This window comes from Novimethylophilus kurashikiensis (assembly GCF_003112435.1).
In the GTDB taxonomy this organism is placed as follows: Bacteria; Pseudomonadota; Gammaproteobacteria; order Burkholderiales; family Methylophilaceae; genus Novimethylophilus; species Novimethylophilus kurashikiensis.
Genome location: NZ_BDOQ01000001.1, coordinates 20081 through 37840, shown reverse-complemented (window position 1 = coordinate 37840; position 17760 = coordinate 20081). Strand labels below are relative to the sequence as shown.

The window sequence follows — 17760 nt, the reverse complement described above, 5'->3', positions numbered from 1 at the left end:
ACTTCGTCCAAGACGGCATCAGGCCGCTATATCAAACCGAATTTATTGACCGTCCAAATGTCCGAAGTGGTATCGACCAGTTCCGGATATTGCTGGTCGTGCGCGTCCAGCAATCGAAACAAGGCAGATGCATATTCAGGCGGAAAACCCTGGCGCGTCCCGCCGCGAGAATCCTGGAACAAATCCCAGATGTAGGTTCTGAGCGCTTGCGTGCCCCAGCTTTCTTCCACTTTTTGGCCGATATGGGGAAAACGCTGGATAAGCTTGATGAAATAGGGAGAATCGTGAAGATCGAACGCGAGCTGATCGTCCGCTACAGTGGGTTGGGAAACAACAACCTCGGGAGTTGGTGCATTGGCCTCGTAAATCGCGCGGATGTTCATCAGCGCCTCGACTACTTCGAGGCTTAAGCTCTGATTGCCGCGTTTGTAGGTGTCTTGCAGCAGGCTTTCGATATAGGGGATGATTTCGTCGCCCTGATCCTTCAATTGATTAAGTTTCAGAGCGATATTGGGAAAACTGATGGCAATCAGTTCGACATACTTGAGTAGCGCTTCCTCGTCGCCAATTCGGTGCATTGTTATCTGCCTGTTTTAAGTTGTCATGGGAACATAAACCTCGCTGTAATTTTTGTTATTTCCACATTCTAACGACAAGCCCAGCGATATTCACCGGTTTTTTCTATGCACTCATCCTTAAGCCGCAACCTTGCTGTATTCGTCGATGATGTGTTGAAAATATCGATGAACATCAAGCGCCTGCTCGACATAGCGCTCGCTTCCCAGGCGCCGCAGTAACAGCTCGTGCAAATGAACCCCCGACGGTGTGAGGAACGAATTGCGACGAAAGTATCTTTCCGTATCCGTAGCGGTTCGCAGCAGACCGGTCTCTGCCATGCCGTCATCCGGCCAACTTTCCAGGACGGAAGTCGCACGGATAAGCGCGCTTTGGCTCAAACCTGTCTTCCGCCCCAGTTTTTGCAAGGAAATGCCCTCTTCTTCGCACACTGCTAGAAAAGTGCGCCACGCATCGACATCCAGCGCAGCCGCGACAGGCAACATGGCACTGACGAAATCTTCATCAGTGCCATACATTACGGTGTCCAACGTCTCCATCAAGCGGCTTCCAATACTTTCCGAGTCTTTTTCCCAGCCGAGGCATCGTTAGCCGTTTCGCTCGGCATCAATACGACCGGGATGGACTTGGAGGTCGGCGTGCGGCTGTGGTCGCCCAGCGCATTGAGCGGCACCAGCGGATTGGTTTCAGGGTAATACCCGGCAATGCAGCCCGCCGGAATGTCGTATTCCACTAGTTTGAAGCGGTTGGCCCGTCGCTCGATGCCGTCGTCGGATACCGTCGCAACATCTACCCATTGGCCAGCCTGCATGCCGAGTATTTCCAGGTCATCACGGCTGATGAACAGCACACGGCGCTGCCCGAACACGCCGCGATACCGGTCGTCGAGACCGTAAATCGTCGTGTTGTACTGGTCGTGCGAACGCGTGGTCATGAGGTTGAACACTGGGGCTGCCGTATTCTGCTCTGCACGGTGCATGGGCAGGTCGGTCGGAATGGCTGCGGTTACGAAATTGGCCTTGCCGGTCGCGGTGCGCCATTCCAGGTCGGCCGCGCTGTTAGGCAGGTAAAAACCGCCCGGTTGGCGCACGCGCTGGTTGTAGTCGTGGAAATCATCCAGCGTCGCCTCGATCAAGTCTCGGATGCGGTCGTAGTCTTGGATCAATCCAAGCCAATCAATCTTGGAGTGCGGCAACACGGCATGCGCCATCCGGGCCACGATGGCAGGCTCAGAGAGTAACTGTGGCGAGGCCGGTTTATTGATGCCGCCGGAGCCGTGCACCATGCTCATGGAATCTTCCACCGTCACCATCTGCGCACCCATGGCCTGCTGGTCGATTTCAGTACGGCCTAGGCAGGGTAAGATCAGTGCCTGCTTGCCAGTCACCAGATGGCTGCGGTTCAGCTTGGTGCTGATGTTGACCACCATGTCGCATAGTCTTAATGCCGCCTCGGTACGCGGCGTATCCGGCGTGGCCGCGGCAAAATTACCGCCCAGCGCGACGAACACGCGCACGTCGCTGCGCTGCATGGCTTCGATAGTGGCGACCACGTCATAGCCATTCTCGCGTGGCGGCTCGAAACCGAACACCTGCTGCAAACGGTCGAGGAATTCTGCCGAAGGCTTCTCGGTGATGCCCACGGTGCGGTTGCCCTGCACGTTGCTGTGTCCGCGCACCGGGCAAGCGCCCGCGCCGGGACGGCCGAAATGCCCGCCGATCAACAGCAGGTTGACCACCTGCTGGATGGTCAAGACAGAATGCTTGTGCTGCGTGAGGCCCATGCCCCAGGTACAGATGACCTTCGGCGAGGCCAGGTAGATTTCAGCGGCCGCTTCGATCTCGTCCCGATTCAGGCCGGATTCCTGCACGATCAATTCCCAACTTTCCGCCCGGATGTCGGCGAGAAAACGCTCGAAACCGTGGGTATGGCGGTCGATGAACGCCTGATCGACGATCGGCGGTTTACCCTGCACCAGCGCTTCCTCATTCTTTGCGACGATGTGCTTCAGCATGCCCTTGATCACGGCCAGGTCGCCGCCGATCTTGGGTTGCAGGTAAAGCGAGCTGATCGATGTGCTGCCGCCCGTGAGCATTTCCACCGGGCTTTGCGGAAACGCGAATTTCTCCAGCCCGCGCTCCTTGAGCGGATTGATGGAAACAATCTTGGCGCCCCTCTTGGCCGCCAGGCGCAGCTCGCCCAGCATGCGCGGATGATTGGTGCCGGGGTTCTGGCCGAAGATGAAAATCGCGTCGGCGTGGTGGAAGTCTTCCAGCTTGACCGTGCCCTTGCCGATGCCGATGCTCTCGATCAACGCATACCCGCTCGCCTCGTGACACATGTTGGAGCAATCGGGGAAATTGTTGGTGCCGAATTCGCGCACGAACAACTGGTAGAGAAAAGCAGCTTCGTTACTGGCGCGGCCGGAGGTATAAAACGCGGCCTGGTCGGGATGATCGAGCGCCTGAAGACCCGCCCCGATACGAGCAAACGCTTCATCCCAGCCAATGGCTTCGTAATGGTCGGTCTCGGGATTGTAGGCCATGGGATGGGTCAACCGGCCCTGGTTTTCGAGCCAGAAATCGTCCTGCTGGAGCAGCCATGAAACCGAATGCTTGGTGAAAAACTCGGGCGGAACGCGCTTGGAAGTGGCTTCCGCCGCCACCGCCTTCACCCCGTTTTCGCAGAACTCGAACGAGGAAGCATGGCGCGGGTCCGGCCAGGCGCAGCCCGGGCAGTCGAAGCCGTGTTTCTGGTTGTTGCGCATCAAGGTCATCGGCCCCTTGATGGGAATGCCCTGGAACATCAGATGCTTGGCTGTGCTCGCCAATGCGCCCCAGCCGCCGGCCGGACCGCCGTAATCCTTTACTTTGGCTTTTTTGCCCATAGGTATTTGCTTGGCTCCGATACCCGCCCATGACATATGCATTAAAAAACATATGGTCAATCAAGGTTGGGCATTCAGGAAGGGAATAAATTGAGATTGGCGCATTCTATTCCCCGTCAACCCGCATGAAAATATGAAGCGCAGCCCAATAAAACTTATGCTATAAATCGCATATGATTTCTATCGACCTCAAAGCCCAGTGGTTGATCGGCGCGTTCGGCAAGCCGCAGCGCGAGATCAACATCTTCGCCCTGCTGCACGGCATCGCCGCCTCGGGCAAGCTCACGCAAGCCGCGCGCGACGCCGATATCTCCTATCGCCACGCCTGGCAGTTGCTCGATCAGTGGGGGGAATATTTCGATAGTCCCCTGGTGGAAAAACGCCAGGGGCACGGCATCACGCTCACCCCGTTGGGCGAGGCTCTGCTGTGGGCGGAAAAGCGCGTGAATGCCCGGTTGACGGCCCAACTCAGCAATCTCGCATCAGAAATGCAGGTCGAACTCAACCGCGCTATCCACGACACCAAGCAGATCGTGCGACTGCATGCCAGCCACGGCTATGCCGTTGCGGAGTTCCGCGACCTGGTGCACAACAGCACTAATATTCAGCTCGACCTGCAATACCGCGGCAGCGTCGATGCGCTCAACGGCCTGACACGCGGCGATTGCGATATCGCCGGGTTTCATATCCCCGAAGGCGCGCTCGAAAAAGAGGCGCTACTGAGATACGAGAAATGGATGAATACGGACGAGCACCGACTCATCCATTTTGTGCGCCGCACGCAGGGACTGATCCTCGCCAAGGGCAATCCGCTGCAAATTACCGGCATCGGCGATCTCGTCAAAACCGACGTGCGTTTTGTGAATCGCGAAGCGAACTCGGGCACGCGACTGTTATTCGACATGATGCTGCACCAGGCCGATATCGTTTCCGCCGCCATCCACGGCTACCGTCGCGAGGAACTGACCCACAACGCCGTGGGCGCCTTGATTGCGAGCGGTATGGCGGATGCCGGCCTGGGCGTGGAGGCCGCGGCACGAGAATTCGGGCTGGATTTCATCCCGCTGGCAGCCGAACAGTATTACCTGATCTGCCACAAGGACACGCTGCAACGCCCCGCCATGCAAAGCCTGTTACAGCTCCTGAGCGGCGACGCCTTCAAGCGCGCCATCATCGCCATCCCCGGCTATTCGGCCCCGCGTTCCGGCGAAGTCGAAGAAAGCCGCACAGTCTACCTGCGCGGCATTAGCTAAGCCCGGTGCAACGCCTTACAGCACGCTCAAGGGATTCTTACCGGCGCTAAAGATTTCACTGCTGCTTAGCTCGGCATAGTGGGGAAAACCGAATCCGCCGATTTCAGTGGGATTGAGATTGAGGCTCCGAGCATCGCGACCGCGCAATCGGGCGGCATTGTCGGAAACCAGTTGGGAAAGCCATTGCGGCAATTGAACGTGATGCATGTTGATTCTCCTGAATAAAGGCACCGCAAGATTGCGTTGCCCGTCCGGTGCCTTCAGCCAGGCGACGCTTTAGCAGTACTTGATAACCCGCCCCGCAAGTGGTCTTAAATCGGCGGTGAAACTGTCAGCCATTATCCTCAAGCCGGCCCCACAAGTGAAAGAATTGTTATGCATAGCCGCCTTACCGGTGGTTATATGCGAGCCCGGCTTAATCTTCGCCCGGCTCCATGTGCGATTGCAGGTAGTTGGGAAGCGTCACGTCCTTGATCAGCGTTTGCTGGGTTTCCAGCCAATCAATGGCTTCTTCGCAGTGTTCCAGCAGTTCTTCCAGTAGATCCCGGCTGACGTAATCCTGTACACGCTCACATAACGCGATGGCCTCTACCAGCAGCGGACGCTGGATGTCGCGTTCGTAGGTGAGGTCGCCGTGAAGGCATTCCACCACATGTTCTCCGATCAATAGCTTGCCGAGGTTTTGCAGGTTGGGCAGGCCTTCCAAAAAGAGAATGCGTTCGATGAGTTCGTCGGCTTCCTTCATCACGCGGATGGATTGCTTGTACTGGTAGTCGTTGAGCTTTTCCAGGCCCCAGTTGCGGAACATGCGGGCATGGAGGAAATACTGGTTGATCGCGGTAAGCTCGTTCTTGAGCACTTTATTGAGGGTGAGGATGACTTCCTTGTCGCCTTGCATCGCGGTTCTCCTTTCTTATTCCGGGGCGCCGGGCTTCATCTGGCTTTGCTGGTAGTTCTGCAAGCCCACCAAGCCGATAAGTCGGATTTGCTGCTCCAGCCAGTAGGCGTGGTCCATTTCAGTGTCTTCGAGTTGCTGCACCAGCATGTCGCGGGTGACATAATCGCGAGAGCTTTCGCAGGCGGCAATGGCTTTCTTGAGTTCGCCCACAACGTGGTATTCCACCGCAAGGTCGGCTTGCAGCATCTCCTGCACATGGGTGCCGATATTGAGCGCGTTGCGCTTCACCATATTGGGCACGCCTTCCAGGAACAGGATGCGCTGGATCAACAGCCGCGCGTGATGGCGTTCGTGCTCGGATTCGTGCAGCGCCTTGTCGGCGAGATGCGGGAAACCGAAATTGGCGTACATCTCGCCGTGGATCAAGTATTGGTCTACGGCCGCCAACTCGCCCGCCAGCAGGTCGTTGAGGATGTCGATGATAGTTTTATCGCCTTGCATGGCGCACTCCTCGGATGACATAAGATGCAAAAATATTACTCCAATTTATCGCCGCGTGACGGCGCTCCAAGTCACATCGATTGCAGTGCGAAGAACACCGCCAATCCCATCGACCCGAGTCCCAGACCAGCAAGCGTCAAGCGCGAACGGCGCATCCGCGTCCACAGCAAAATACCGGTAATCGACAAGGTCACCATCGCCCCTGCCAACGAGTCGATGAGCAGCACCCATCCGGTATTCATGCCCACCCCTTTATGTAAGCGCATGAGCAGGCCTAGCGTATTGACCTCCTGCTGCCGGACGCTGACAAAGCTGTTGCCCATCACATACTCGGTTGTGTAGGAAACTTGCGGTAGATGGAATTCGGCCTTCAATCGAACGGGTTGCGGAACGGTGACGCCCTGCCATATCACGGGCTTAGGCGACTCCACTCCCGCTTTATAGGGCGCATGCCGCAGATGCAGCCCTTGCTGCGCCCAACGGCCGAACGCCTGTGGGTCTGGAAGCACCGGCTGCTGTATCGCCAACTGGAACTGGCTTTCGTGCATTTGCATGGCGGGAATCTTCATCACCTGGCGGTGGTTGAGCAAAAAGCCGGTGATGCCGAACAGCAGCCCCAAAGCAGCACCCCACAGCCCGAGCCAGCCATGGAGTTTGCGCAAGCGCCTTAAGAAAGCGCCTTTGTCGACGGTGCGAACGGTCATGGGATAAAGCTCAAGGTGCTCACATGGCGGATGCCTTCGTAGGCCGCACCCTGGTATTCGCCGCGCCCGTCTTCGATAAAGGCGACCTCCGCGACGTAGAGCCCCGGCCAGGGCGTGTGGATGGCAATCTCCCCTGACGCGTCCGTCTCGTATTCGCGCATCCAGCGATTGGGGGCATAGAGCGACAGCTTGGCCTTGGCGAGCGGTTTGCCGTGCAGCGAGACGCGCAGTTTCCCGGCGCCCATCGGCTGGATGTCGAGGTCGAGGTTCGATGCGTTTTCGCGCTCTGCAACAGCAAAGCGCGAGTAATACATGGGTTTGACGATTCCCATGCGATGCTGGCGCAAGTCCTTGACCTTCATGGTCAGATCTTGAGCTACCAACGGCTGGACGCCAGCCGGCAAGACGGAAAAATGGTCGTCGGATCGTTGCAGATCGACCTGTTTGCCTGCGGCGGAGGCTTCGGGGGCCGCAATAGTATCCAGCCTGCCGCCGCTTTTTTCACGCAAGGCGTTTTCATATTCGCCGAAGCACAAGTGCATCTGCCCATCGACGGGTTCCAGCCACAGATAGTGAGCCTGGACGGGGTGCGCCATGGCAAGGGCCGCAGCAGCCAGCAGGGTTCTGATCAGCTTCATGACATTTCCTTTGATAACTTGGGAGCTCGACCGGGTGGCACTGGCCGTACCGCCCGGAGGGGTCAATTAAAGTCGAACCGCACCGTTGCCATCACGCTGCGCGGATCGCCCGGCAAGGCGCCGATGAAGGTCGGCACGGTGTAATAGGTCTTGTCGGTGAGGTTCTTGAAATTGACGGCGATTTCGTACGTCTTCTGGCGCCAGTAAACGGCGGCGTCATAGACGGTGTAGGAAGGCACTTCGAGTAGGTTGAGCGCGTCGGCGTAGGATTTACCCTTGTAGGTCGCACCGATACCAGCGCCGAAGCCATGCAACATGCTCGGCTCCCAGGTCAGCCAAACCCGCGCGTTATCCTTGGCGACGCCAGTGGGCATGTTGCCGTAGATACTGGTGTTGCCGACGCCCAAGGTCGTATTACTGGAGAGCGCATCAGAAATCGATTTTGGATTGATATGGCTATAGCTCGCCAGCAGCTTGACCTCGCGGGTCAGCGATCCGACCGCATCGACCTCGATACCGGAGGTCTTGTCCTTCCCATCAGGTGTAGAAACCCCAGGGGTCAGCGTCACGTAATAGTGGTCGCGCTTGGCTCGAAACAGTGCGACGTTAAGGTCCAGACGCCCGTCGAGCAGCATGGCCTTGGCCCCGACTTCCTTGCTGAACGATTTTTCAGGCTCAGGCGAAAGCGCGGTGGATTCCGTGGCAATGTTGATGAAAGCGCCGCGCGCAATGCCTGCATAAAGCGACAACTGCGGAATCGGCTGGTACACGGCGCCAAACTGGCTGCTGTTGAGTCCTTGCTCGTCTGCGATGCGGCGGAACGCCGTCGTGCCTTGGGAACCTTCATCGCTGAAATCCACGTTGTCGTGGCGCAAGCCACCGCGCAGCTTGACCTGTTCCGTCAGCTCGACCTGATCTTGAGCATAGACGCTCTTGGTGGTGGCTTCGACATGGCGGTTGAATCCTTGAGATGCCACCGCGGTCAGGCCGTTTAGCGAGGTTTCCGGAACCACAGGATTGCTGGCGTTGGCGATATTCGACAGGTTATAGCCGACGCGTACCGTATCGATGTCCGTATCCTGCCATTCCACGCCTGCCAGCAAAGTGTGGCTGACGCTGCCCGTTTTGAACTTCCAGGTCGCCTCGCTGGTGAAATCCAGGTAATCGGCATCGTCCTGCTGGCTGCGTATGGTGCGGCCGGTAATGACGCCGGAAGCGTTCGCCACATTCGAACCGGCATTGCGCAGCATGTCGATGTCGCGATGATCATAAACCAGAGAAGTTTTCAGGCTGAACGCATCGCTCGGTTTCCATTCGTGGATGGTCGCGAGACGATTGATTTCCTGGTTCGCATAATCCATCGGGCTGTAATAGCGTGCATTGCGGCCGGAAGCCGTGACCAGTTTGCGATCGGCGCCGAAGACGATACCGTAGTTATCCGGCGTGAGCTTGATGTCGCGATAGTCGTAATCGAGCGTCAGCGTTTGCGTATCGGTGAGGTTGAAGCGTAGCGAGGGCAAGATTTCGGTGATTTCTCGACCCAGCCCGCGGAAATCGTCGCTTTTTTCATAGCCCACATTGAGCCGAGTGGCCACGCCATTGACCGCACCGCCCAAATCCAAACCGACGCGCTGCGTATCGTAGCTGCCAACGCCGACTTCGAACTCGGCCACGGTCTTGTCGGTCGGCAGCTTAGTCACGACATTGACGCTGCCGCCGGGCTGGCTGGAACCGTACAACGCGGAGCCCGGCCCCTTGAGCACTTCGATGCGTTCCACATCGGTCATGGTGCGGTAATAGCCGTTCTGCGTGCTGCCGTCGACGTTCCCATCGCGCAGCCAACGCATGTTGAGACCGCGAATGTTGAAGTTATCGGCAAAACCATAGCCGCCCGCGTAGTTCTGGCTCACGCCGCTGACGTTGCGCATGGCCTCGTTCATACCCATGGCGCCCTGATCCTCGAGAACGGCTTTGGGCACAACGACGATACTGGCAGGTACATCACGCGCCGGGGTATCGGTTTTGCTGCCGGTCGTGGTCGTCTCGACCTGATAATTCAACGAACGGTCCTGCTGGCCGCTTACCTGCACTTCCGGCAAGGTTTCAGTTTGTTCCGCCTTGGTATCTTCTGCGGCCGCCTGCAACGGCAATGCGGCCAGCGCCAGCAATATTGCCGGGCGCATGCGCTTGAGTTGGTATTGCATGTGTTGCTCCCCTGAGTAGTCGAAATAGCTGGCTACCGGCGAGCAACGCCCTGGCTGGCTGAAATGAAAAGCGATGTTTTACTTGGGCTCGCTGACAAACCCCAGATGCTTGATCCCCGCGTTCTGCGCCTCAGCCATGACTTCCGCCAGCACTTGGTAGCGTGTGGATTCATCGGCCCGGATATGCACGTCCGGCTGTGGATCGCGTGCGGCTTCGGCTTTGAAACGATCAGCAATGGATGCCTGGTCCAACGCCTGGTCGTTCCAGTACCACTGGCCGTTGGCATCGATGGACAGCGTCACGATATCCGGCTTTTGCGTCACAGCCTTGCTGCTGGCCTGCGGCAGGTCGATCTTGACCGCGTGGGTGAGCAAGGGCGCCGTGATGATGAAGATCACCAAGAGCACCAGCATCACGTCCACCAGCGGCGTGGTATTGATTTCCGACATCGGCGCGCTGTGCGATTGGTCGTTGCCGACTCCGCCGTGCGTCATCATGCCGTAGCCGCCTTCAATTCAGTCGTTGCGCTGAATTCGGCTTTCGCTGCGGGCAACATGCGGCCGGTGACAAGGTAGACATGCAGGTGGTAGGCGAAGGCTTCGATCCTGGCCATGGCCTTGCGGTTGCGACGCACCAGCGCGTTGTAGGCCAGCACGGCGGGGATCGCTACCGCGAGACCGAAGGCCGTCATGATGAGCGATTCGCCTACCGGTCCTGCGACCTTGTCCAGTGTGGCTTGTCCGGAAGCACTGATGCTGGCAAGCGCGTGGTAGATGCCCCATACCGTGCCGAACAGGCCGACGAAAGGGGCCACGCTTCCCACTGAAGCGAGCACTGTCAGCCCCGATTCCATACGGCCTTGCACTTCCTGCAATCCACGTTGCAAAGCCCTTGCTGTGAACTCATCGCGTGAGCAGCCTTCGACGGTCAGGCTTTGATGATGGGTAGCGGCTGCCATACCCAGACGCGTCAGCTGTTTGTACTCGCTATCTTCCTGTACCGCATGCTCGGCGGCTTCCAGCGAGCGATGCGTATGGAAGTGAAAAACGAAAGCTGCGCCATTGCGCGCGGTTTTCAAATCCTGCCAAAGTTTTGTGATCAGCAATGACCAACTCGCCACCGACATCGCCAGCAGGGCAAGCGCTACCGACATCGAAACCGGACCACCCTGGGTCAGGAAAGTAATTGCGTTGAACTCTTCCATACATTTATCCCTTCACTGAAAAACTGAGCGGCACGACCACCCAGGCGCTAACGGCCTGTTCACCTCGTTTGGCCGGCACAAATCGCCATTGTTTGACGGCTTCCATAGCAGCCTGGTCCAGGCGCTCGAAGCCCGAGCTTTTATCCAATTCGATGAAAGCCGGCTCGCCTGAGGCTGTCACCATCACCCGCAACATGACCTTGCCCTGTTCTTTCAAACGCCGCGAAAGGGGCGGATATTCGGGGCTAGGATTGCGCAGGTAAGCAACGCCGAAGCGCGGTGGTTGATAGACCGGTTCGGGTTCGGATACGACTTCCTTGGTTGCGGGTGCAGCCGGTTCCGGCGTCGGTGCCGCTTCCGCGATCATTTCCTGGTGCGTTGAAGTGGACTCGGATTGGGCCTGCAAGCGCGGCGCGGCTTCGGCCGTAACCGGCACAGGCGTTGGTTCAGACTTAGGCTGTACCGTTGGTTGAGGTTGGCGTTTGATCACAGGCTCGACCATGCGCGGCTTTGATTGCACAGGTTGCGGCTTGGCCTGTAATTCGGCCTTCAGCGGCTCGCTGTCGGCTACCAGGCTGACCATCATGGGCTCCGGCTCAGCCGGCAGCTCAGAAGCAGACTTGGACGCCATCGCAGCGAACACTGCGGCATGCCCGCCGAACACCAGCGCAACCACGGCAGCGCCGTGTAACGATTTTCTGCGGCGAGCCTCAATGAACACGGCCGCGTCCCAGCATATGCGGGTAGCCCACTAATACGCCCTGAATACCTTCCAGCTTTTTGGTGGCGGTGTTCAGCATATTCACCACTGTGCGAAATACCGATTCTTCCAGGCGAATATTCATCGCACCGATTTCCAGCTCGGCGATTTCGCAATCTGGGCAATATACGACTTGGCAGCCTTCGCTGCCTGCCAATAAGACACGTCTGCATTGTTTGGTTGTATTCATGCCATCCTCGCAAGTTAACAACGTCGCTTGTGCGACTTTACGGGCTGGCTTGCGGGGGATGCCGCTGGCTGGCTGAAGGCACCGAGTGGTGCCGATTGGTACGGTTATTTGGTCAGTATCAGCTTGCCCTGACTCGTCAGGCGCAAGCGGTATTCGTCGCCGGCATGCTCGATCACGAGTTCCTTCCGGCCGTTGAGCAGCGCCTCGCTGCTGACCCGCGAGCGTGCAGGTGTATTTCGCTCATTCGGCTCCGAAACGATGACCTGTTTTTTATTGAGATCGCCCATTCGTTAATGATAACCATTCTCATCTTTAAGTCAAGCCCCACGAAGATTTTCCAATTGCAAATAAACTCTGCTATGTACCCCAAACCACTGAGCTTTCCTAATTTATTCATTACTTTGGCATCTCCTAACTCAATGTCATTAAGGAGATTAACCATGCGAATTCAAGACTTATGGAAGTGTGCCGCAGTTGCGGCGTTTGCTATTTATGTGCCGGCAGCCATGGCCGGCGCAACCAACCAGGGCGACAACACTGCCGCCACCCCCGGCGAAGGCAGTGCGACCACCAAGTCGCAAGCCAATCCGGACTCCAGCGGCAAGGGTACGCACAACGACATGAACAACATGCAGCACAAGAAGGGCAAGCACCATCGTAAACATAGCGGATCGAGCAGTTCCGGCAGCTCCGACAAATCCAGTGGTTCAAGCGGCTCGAGCAGCTCCGGGACGTCCGACATGAACAATTCCGGCAGCTCCGGATCGGGCTCATCGACCGATATGAACATGAACAACTCCAACGGCTCAGGTTCATCGCGCTCAGGCTCATCCAGTTCCGGCTCGTCCGATACAGGCTCTTCTCGTTCCGGCTCGACCAGCTCCGGATCTTCCGATTCTGGTTCCGGCGCGTCCAACATGAACACCCCAGGCTCGACCGGCGGCAGCGATTCCGGCTCTACCAGTTCCGGCAGCAGCACGAGCAATCCCGGTTCGTCCGGCAGCGGCACCTCGACGCCCAACAGCCAGTACTAATCAGGCTTGTGCAAGATCCCCAGGGAGCTTCGGCTCCCTTTTTTCTGCCTCCTAGACGTGACGCCGCACAGACCCGCCTCGCCTGCCTGAATAGATTGGCGGTTTTTGAAATCGGAGGTGCATCATGACGAATAGCGCATTGAAGCCGCTGGACCAGCAAGTGATCGTGCTCACCGGCGCATCGAGTGGCATCGGCCTCTGCACGGCGTTGATGGCGGCTCGTGCCGGAGCGCGCCTGGTATTGATCGCACGCAGTGCAGACGTCCTGGAAAAACTCACGGCCGATCTGGATGCGGAAGGTCTGGCAGCGATACCTATGGTGGCCGACGTCAGCGTCCGAGTAGAAATGGACAAGGCTGCGCAGACTGCTGTCGATCGTTTCGGCCGCATCGATACCTGGATCAACAACGCCGGGTTATCGATCTACGGGCGGTTGGATGCAGTCAGCGAGGAAGACAGCCGCCGCCTGTTCGACATCAATTTCTGGGGGGTAGTCAAGGGTCCGCTCGCTGCGCTGCCGCATCTTCGCACCCATGGCGGCGCCCTAGTCAACCTGGGCAGCGAAGTCTCCGATGCCGTGGTGCCGCTGCAAGGCATGTATTCCGCCTCCAAGCACGCAGTTAAAGGCTTTACCGATGCGTTGCGCATCGAGATCGAGCAACTCGACAACGCCCCGGTTTCGATCACCCTGATTCAGCCCACCGCGGTCGATACGCCCTTTCCCCAACATGCACGCAACTACATGACGCAAGAGCCCAAGCTGCCTTCGCCGCTCATCGATCCGCAGCAAGTGGCCGAAGCCATCCTCAAGGCCGCGACGGAAGGCGGACGCGATGTCACGGTCGGTGCCATGGCAGCGATTAACACGGCGGCGTTCAAGATCACGCCGTCGCTCGCCGACAAGTTCGCGGCAAAGCAGGCCAGGCGTCAGCAGATCGCCGCGCCGCCGATGGACCCGCAAGGCACGCTCTATAAACCCGGCCATGCAGGACAAGTCTACGGCCAGGTGCATTAAGACTAGGCGTACTGCCCTGCCACCCACCCCGAGGACCACGCCCATTGAAAGTTGTACCCGCCCAGCCAGCCGGTAACATCCATCACTTCGCCCACAAAAAACAGGCCGGGCACCGCCTTGGCTTCCATGGTCTTGGAAGACAAGGCGCCGGTATCCACGCCGCCCAGCGTCACTTCGGCCTTGTTGTATCCCAAGGTCCCGCTGGGCATGATGGGCCAGGCCTGAAGCGCTGCGGCGATGTTTTCGATATCGCGGTTGGAGAATTCGTTGACGGGTTTTTCCCAACCCATGAGCGCACACCACTCCTGCGCAAACTTCTTTGGGAGTTTCTCGGCCAGCAGCATCGGCAGCGCCTGCTTGCTGCGACGATGCTCGGCCAGCCAATCGGCAGCATTCAGGTCTGGTAATAGATCGATGTCTACCGGATGTTTCTTTCCCCCTTCGTATTCCTGCATTTGCCAATAGCTTGAGATTTGCAGGATGGCCGGGCCGGAGAGCCCGCGATGGGTGAGCAGCACATTTTCACGGAATGCAGCGCTACCGAATTCCGTACGAGCATCCAGCGTATTCCCGGCTAAAGGTTTCAGTTTCTCCAGCGTTTCCGGCGCCAGCGCCAGCGGCACCAGCGCGGGCTTCGGCGCTATCACAGGAATGCCGAACTGCTCCGCCAGCTTGTAGCCGAACGGCGTTGCGCCGATGGCGGGCGCCGCAAGGCCTCCGGTCGCGATCACCAGCGATTCGCAGCGGAAGGCACCTTGCTCGGTATCCACGACAAATCGCCGATCGAATTCCTCCCCTTTTTGCACGCCCAACACCTTGCAGGGATGCACCAATTGCACTTGTGCATCGTCGCAAGCGTCTTTCAGCATATCGATGATGTCGCGCGCACTGTCGTCGCAGAAGAGTTGTCCGTGATCGCGCTCGTGATAACGAATGCCGCGAGCGTTCACTATGGCGAGGAAATCGTGTTGCGTGAACTGCGACAAGGCAGACCGGCTGAAATGACGGTTTTGCGAGAGATAGTTGTCTGCACTGACATTGCGATTGGTGAAATTGCATCGGCCTCCGCCCGAGATGCGAATGCGCTCGCCGATCTTGACCGCGTGATCGACCAGCAGCACACGCCGCCCGCGCAGTCCCGCCTGTGCGGCGCACATCATGCCGGCGGCCCCCGCCCCTATCACGATCACATCGAAGTTCATGGTTTATCCATTAGATTGAGGCGGCATTATGCGGGATGAAGGGGGACGACGAAACTGTAGCGCAGGCGTCCTCACCTGCATCAGCTATTTGTATCGTCAATCCCTGTAAATGCAGGCCAGGCCGCCTGCGCTACAAATGAGGGCTTGACACACATAACTAAGAGTTTAAACATATAGTCATGTTAAGCGAACGCATTCAAAATCTGCCGGACGAATGGCGCGATGTTTCCGACCTGTTCGTTGCGCTGGGCGACGAGCAGCGGCAACGCATCCTGCTCACCTTCGAGCCGGGAGAGCGACTGAATGTGACCCAGATCGTCTCAGTCTCGCAATTAAGCCGTACGGCGGTTTCGCACCATTTGAAAGTGCTGCGCCAAGCCGGCGCGCTGGATAGCGAGAAGATCGGCAAGGAAGTGTATTTCTGGATTGCCAAAGGCAACATCGTCGCTTTGCTGGAACGCGTACTGGAATACGTCAAAACGCAGACATGAACTTTAGCGCAGGCGGTCTCGCCTGCTACGACGAAATTCAAGGGGTAACTGATGATAAAAACAATCTTGCAGATGTTCTTCCGCATCCTGTTCCGGGTACGTCTCCATGGCGATTCACCCGAAGCCAAACAAGGCCCGCTGCTCGTCGTCGCTAACCACGAATCCTTCCTCGACGGCTTGCTGCTGGGGCTGTTCCTGCCGGTGCGCGCTACCTTCGTCGTGCACACCACGGTGCTGCACAACGTCTGGTTCCGCCTGATTCTCTCCCAGGTGCCGCATCTGGCCGTGGACCCCACCAGCCCGCTGGCCATGAAAAAAGTCATCAAGCTGCTGGAAGCCGGCGAATCCGTCGTGATCTTCCCCGAAGGCCGCATCACGCTCACCGGCAGCCTCATGAAGGTCTACGACGGCCCGGGTTTTGTCGCTGCCAAGACCGGCGCGACCATCCTCCCCGTGCGCCTCGACGGCGCCGCCCGCTCCTATTTCAGTCGGCTCTCGGGCAACTACCCGCGCAGTCTCTTCCCCAGAATAAGCCTGACCTTTCTCGCCACCACCCGCATCGACATGCCGACGGCACCGACGGCCAAACTGCGCCGCCGCATGGCAGGCGAAGCCATGCGCCGCGTGATGCAGGAAATGCTGTTCAAGTCGCAGCCGGTGCAGACCCTGTTCAGCGCGCTGGTCGATGCCGTCGACATCCATGGTCGCAGCACACGGCTATTGGAAGACATGAAGCAGGTCGAGGAAAGCTATGGCGAACTGCTGACGCGCTCCTTGGCGCTCGGCCGCATGGTCGAAAAAATCTCTGCGCCCAAGGAAACCGTCGGCGTACTCATGCCCAATGTCTCCAACACCGTCTGCCTGATCTTCGGCATGAGTGCGGTCAATCGCGTTCCGGCAATGCTTAACTACACAGCAGGGACAGCGGGCATGCAAAACGCCTGCATCGCGGCGAATATCCGTACCATCATCACATCGCGCCAGTTCCTGGAAGCCGCCAAGCTGGGCGAGACCGTCAACGCCATGCAGGGCGTCCAACTGGTATACCTCGAAGACTTACGTTCGACCTTCACGCTGTGGGACAAGCTCTGGCTGCTGGGATTTGCGCGCTGGTTTCCCAAGGCCGCGGCGCATGAAGTTCACCCAGACGAGTCTGCGGTCGTGCTGTTTACCTCTGGTTCTGAAGGCAAGCCCAAGGGCGTGGTGCACAGCCATCGCGGCATTCTCGCCAACATCGCCCAGATTCGCGCGGTGATCGATTTCTCGCCGTCCGACAAATTCATGATCGCACTACCGCTGTTCCATGCCTTCGGCTTTACCTGCGGCGCCGTCATGCCGCTCGTCACCGGCTCGAAAATCTTCCTTTACCCCTCGCCGCTGCACTACCGCATCATCCCGGAAATCATCTACGACCGCGGCTGCACCGTCCTCTTCGGCACCAGCACCTTCCTCGGCAACTACGCCAAGTTCGCCCATCCCTACGACTTCTACAAACTGCGCTACGTGGTCGCCGGCGCAGAAAAACTCAACGAAGAAGTGCGCAAGACCTGGATGGAAAAATTCGGCATCCGCATCCTCGAAGGCTACGGCGCCACCGAATGCGCCCCCGTGCTCGCCGTCAACACCCCCATGGCCTGCCGCAACGGCACTGTCGGTCCATTATTGCCCGGCCTGGAACCCAAGCTGGAAGCCGTGCCCGGCATCGAGACCGGCGGCCTCCTCAGCGTGCGCGGCCCCAACGTCATGCTGGGCTATTACCTCTTCGATACCCCTGGCGTATTGAAAGCACCCGAAAACGGTTGGTACAGCACCGGCGATATCGTCGAGATCGACGCCGACGGTTTCGTGAGCATCAAAGGTCGCGTCAAACGTTTCGCCAAGATCGCCGGCGAAATGGTCTCGCTCGAAACCGTCGAACAGATTGCCCATCGCGCCTCGTCGGAATATCAGCACGCCGCCACTACGCAAATCGACCCGCAGCGCGGCGAAAACATCGTGCTGTTTACCACCGATACCGCCCTCACCCGCGATGCCCTATCCACCGCCGCCCGAGAACTCGGCAGCCCGGAACTCGCCGTTCCGCGCAAGATCGTGCCGGTGAAGGAACTACCGCTGCTGGGAACGGGCAAGACGGATTATGTGACGCTGAAACAGATGGCGGAAACGGCATGAAATCGTCAGTTCAACTTGTAGCGCAGACTG

Annotated in this window: 20 protein-coding genes; 4 read left to right on the top strand and 16 right to left on the bottom strand. The window is 58.2% G+C overall.

The window, feature by feature from the left end; all coding sequences use genetic code 11:
- Window positions 1–26: 26 nt before the first annotated feature.
- The 3 genes from NMK_RS18645 to NMK_RS00155 form a co-directional block, all read right to left on the bottom strand.
- The gene (locus tag NMK_RS18645; RefSeq protein WP_227871274.1) at window positions 27–578 is read right to left on the bottom strand and encodes a hypothetical protein; all 552 of its coding nucleotides are present in this window, start codon (window positions 576–578) and stop codon (window positions 27–29) included.
- 117 nt (window positions 579–695) lie between these two features.
- Window positions 696–1115 carry a hypothetical protein gene (locus NMK_RS00160; RefSeq protein WP_109013739.1) on the bottom strand — a complete coding sequence of 140 codons (420 nt, stop codon included), beginning with the start codon at window positions 1113–1115 and terminating at the stop codon, window positions 696–698.
- Window positions 1115–3463: an FdhF/YdeP family oxidoreductase gene (locus tag NMK_RS00155; RefSeq protein ID WP_109013738.1), complete on the bottom strand. Its 2349-nt coding sequence runs from the start codon at window positions 3461–3463 to the stop codon at window positions 1115–1117. Before NMK_RS00155 ends, NMK_RS00160 begins: the two co-directional genes overlap by 1 nt.
- A gap of 173 nt (window positions 3464–3636) precedes the next feature.
- On the opposite strand from NMK_RS00155, the gene NMK_RS00150 reads away from it, so the two are divergent.
- Window positions 3637–4716 carry a substrate-binding domain-containing protein gene (locus NMK_RS00150; protein WP_109013737.1) on the top strand — a complete coding sequence of 360 codons (1080 nt, stop codon included), beginning with the start codon at window positions 3637–3639 and terminating at the stop codon, window positions 4714–4716.
- A gap of 15 nt (window positions 4717–4731) precedes the next feature.
- Here the strand turns inward: NMK_RS00150 and NMK_RS00145 are convergent, their stop codons facing one another.
- From NMK_RS00145 to NMK_RS00090, 12 genes are all read right to left on the bottom strand, one after another.
- Window positions 4732–4923: a hypothetical protein gene (locus NMK_RS00145; protein WP_109013736.1), complete on the bottom strand. Its 192-nt coding sequence runs from the start codon at window positions 4921–4923 to the stop codon at window positions 4732–4734.
- Window positions 4924–5131: 208 nt separating this feature from the next.
- Window positions 5132–5614, bottom strand: coding sequence for a bacterioferritin (gene bfr, locus NMK_RS00140; protein WP_109013735.1), 483 nt, complete (start codon window positions 5612–5614; stop codon window positions 5132–5134).
- 15 nt (window positions 5615–5629) lie between these two features.
- The gene (gene bfr, locus NMK_RS00135) at window positions 5630–6115 is read right to left on the bottom strand and encodes a bacterioferritin (RefSeq protein ID WP_109013734.1); all 486 of its coding nucleotides are present in this window, start codon (window positions 6113–6115) and stop codon (window positions 5630–5632) included.
- Window positions 6116–6186: 71 nt separating this feature from the next.
- Window positions 6187–6819 carry a PepSY-associated TM helix domain-containing protein gene (locus NMK_RS00130; RefSeq protein WP_109013733.1) on the bottom strand — a complete coding sequence of 211 codons (633 nt, stop codon included), beginning with the start codon at window positions 6817–6819 and terminating at the stop codon, window positions 6187–6189.
- The gene (locus NMK_RS00125; protein WP_109013732.1) at window positions 6816–7457 is read right to left on the bottom strand and encodes a hypothetical protein; all 642 of its coding nucleotides are present in this window, start codon (window positions 7455–7457) and stop codon (window positions 6816–6818) included. Before NMK_RS00125 ends, NMK_RS00130 begins: the two co-directional genes overlap by 4 nt.
- 62 nt (window positions 7458–7519) lie before the next feature.
- Window positions 7520–9661 carry a TonB-dependent receptor gene (locus tag NMK_RS00120; protein WP_109013731.1) on the bottom strand — a complete coding sequence of 714 codons (2142 nt, stop codon included), beginning with the start codon at window positions 9659–9661 and terminating at the stop codon, window positions 7520–7522.
- A gap of 78 nt (window positions 9662–9739) precedes the next feature.
- Entirely contained in the window at window positions 9740–10159 is a 420-nt protein-coding gene (locus NMK_RS00115) for an ExbD/TolR family protein (RefSeq protein ID WP_109013730.1), read from the bottom strand.
- A complete protein-coding gene (locus NMK_RS00110; protein ID WP_109013729.1) occupies window positions 10156–10866 on the bottom strand; it encodes a MotA/TolQ/ExbB proton channel family protein in 711 nt (236 codons plus the stop codon). The genes NMK_RS00115 and NMK_RS00110 overlap by 4 nt, the downstream gene beginning before the upstream one ends.
- A gap of 4 nt (window positions 10867–10870) precedes the next feature.
- On the bottom strand, window positions 10871–11587 hold the full coding sequence (locus NMK_RS00105) for an energy transducer TonB (protein WP_227871272.1): 717 nt from the start codon (window positions 11585–11587) through the stop codon (window positions 10871–10873).
- Entirely contained in the window at window positions 11577–11816 is a 240-nt protein-coding gene (locus NMK_RS00100; RefSeq protein ID WP_146187105.1) for a hypothetical protein, read from the bottom strand. Before NMK_RS00100 ends, NMK_RS00105 begins: the two co-directional genes overlap by 11 nt.
- Window positions 11817–11920: 104 nt before the next feature.
- On the bottom strand, window positions 11921–12103 hold the full coding sequence (gene hemP, locus NMK_RS00095; RefSeq protein ID WP_109013727.1) for a hemin uptake protein HemP: 183 nt from the start codon (window positions 12101–12103) through the stop codon (window positions 11921–11923).
- 203 nt (window positions 12104–12306) lie between these two features.
- The gene (locus NMK_RS00090; protein WP_109013726.1) at window positions 12307–12837 is read right to left on the bottom strand and encodes a hypothetical protein; all 531 of its coding nucleotides are present in this window, start codon (window positions 12835–12837) and stop codon (window positions 12307–12309) included.
- Window positions 12838–12974: 137 nt separating this feature from the next.
- Between NMK_RS00090 and NMK_RS00085 the strand changes: the two genes are divergently transcribed.
- Complete coding sequence (locus NMK_RS00085) at window positions 12975–13865, top strand: SDR family oxidoreductase (RefSeq protein WP_109013725.1); 891 nt, start codon at window positions 12975–12977, stop codon at window positions 13863–13865.
- A gap of 2 nt (window positions 13866–13867) precedes the next feature.
- On the opposite strand, the gene NMK_RS00080 is transcribed toward NMK_RS00085, so the two are convergent.
- Window positions 13868–15067, bottom strand: coding sequence for a BaiN/RdsA family NAD(P)/FAD-dependent oxidoreductase (locus NMK_RS00080; protein WP_109013724.1), 1200 nt, complete (start codon window positions 15065–15067; stop codon window positions 13868–13870).
- Window positions 15068–15246: 179 nt separating this feature from the next.
- Here NMK_RS00080 and NMK_RS00075 point away from each other — a divergent pair, with 179 nt between their 5' ends.
- Both NMK_RS00075 and aas read left to right on the top strand, forming a co-directional pair.
- Window positions 15247–15558, top strand: coding sequence for an ArsR/SmtB family transcription factor (locus tag NMK_RS00075; RefSeq protein WP_109013723.1), 312 nt, complete (start codon window positions 15247–15249; stop codon window positions 15556–15558).
- A gap of 51 nt (window positions 15559–15609) precedes the next feature.
- Window positions 15610–17730 (top strand): bifunctional acyl-ACP--phospholipid O-acyltransferase/long-chain-fatty-acid--ACP ligase, encoded by a 2121-nt coding sequence (gene aas / locus NMK_RS00070; protein ID WP_109013722.1) that lies wholly within the window; start codon window positions 15610–15612, stop codon window positions 17728–17730.
- Window positions 17731–17760 lie beyond the last annotated feature (30 nt).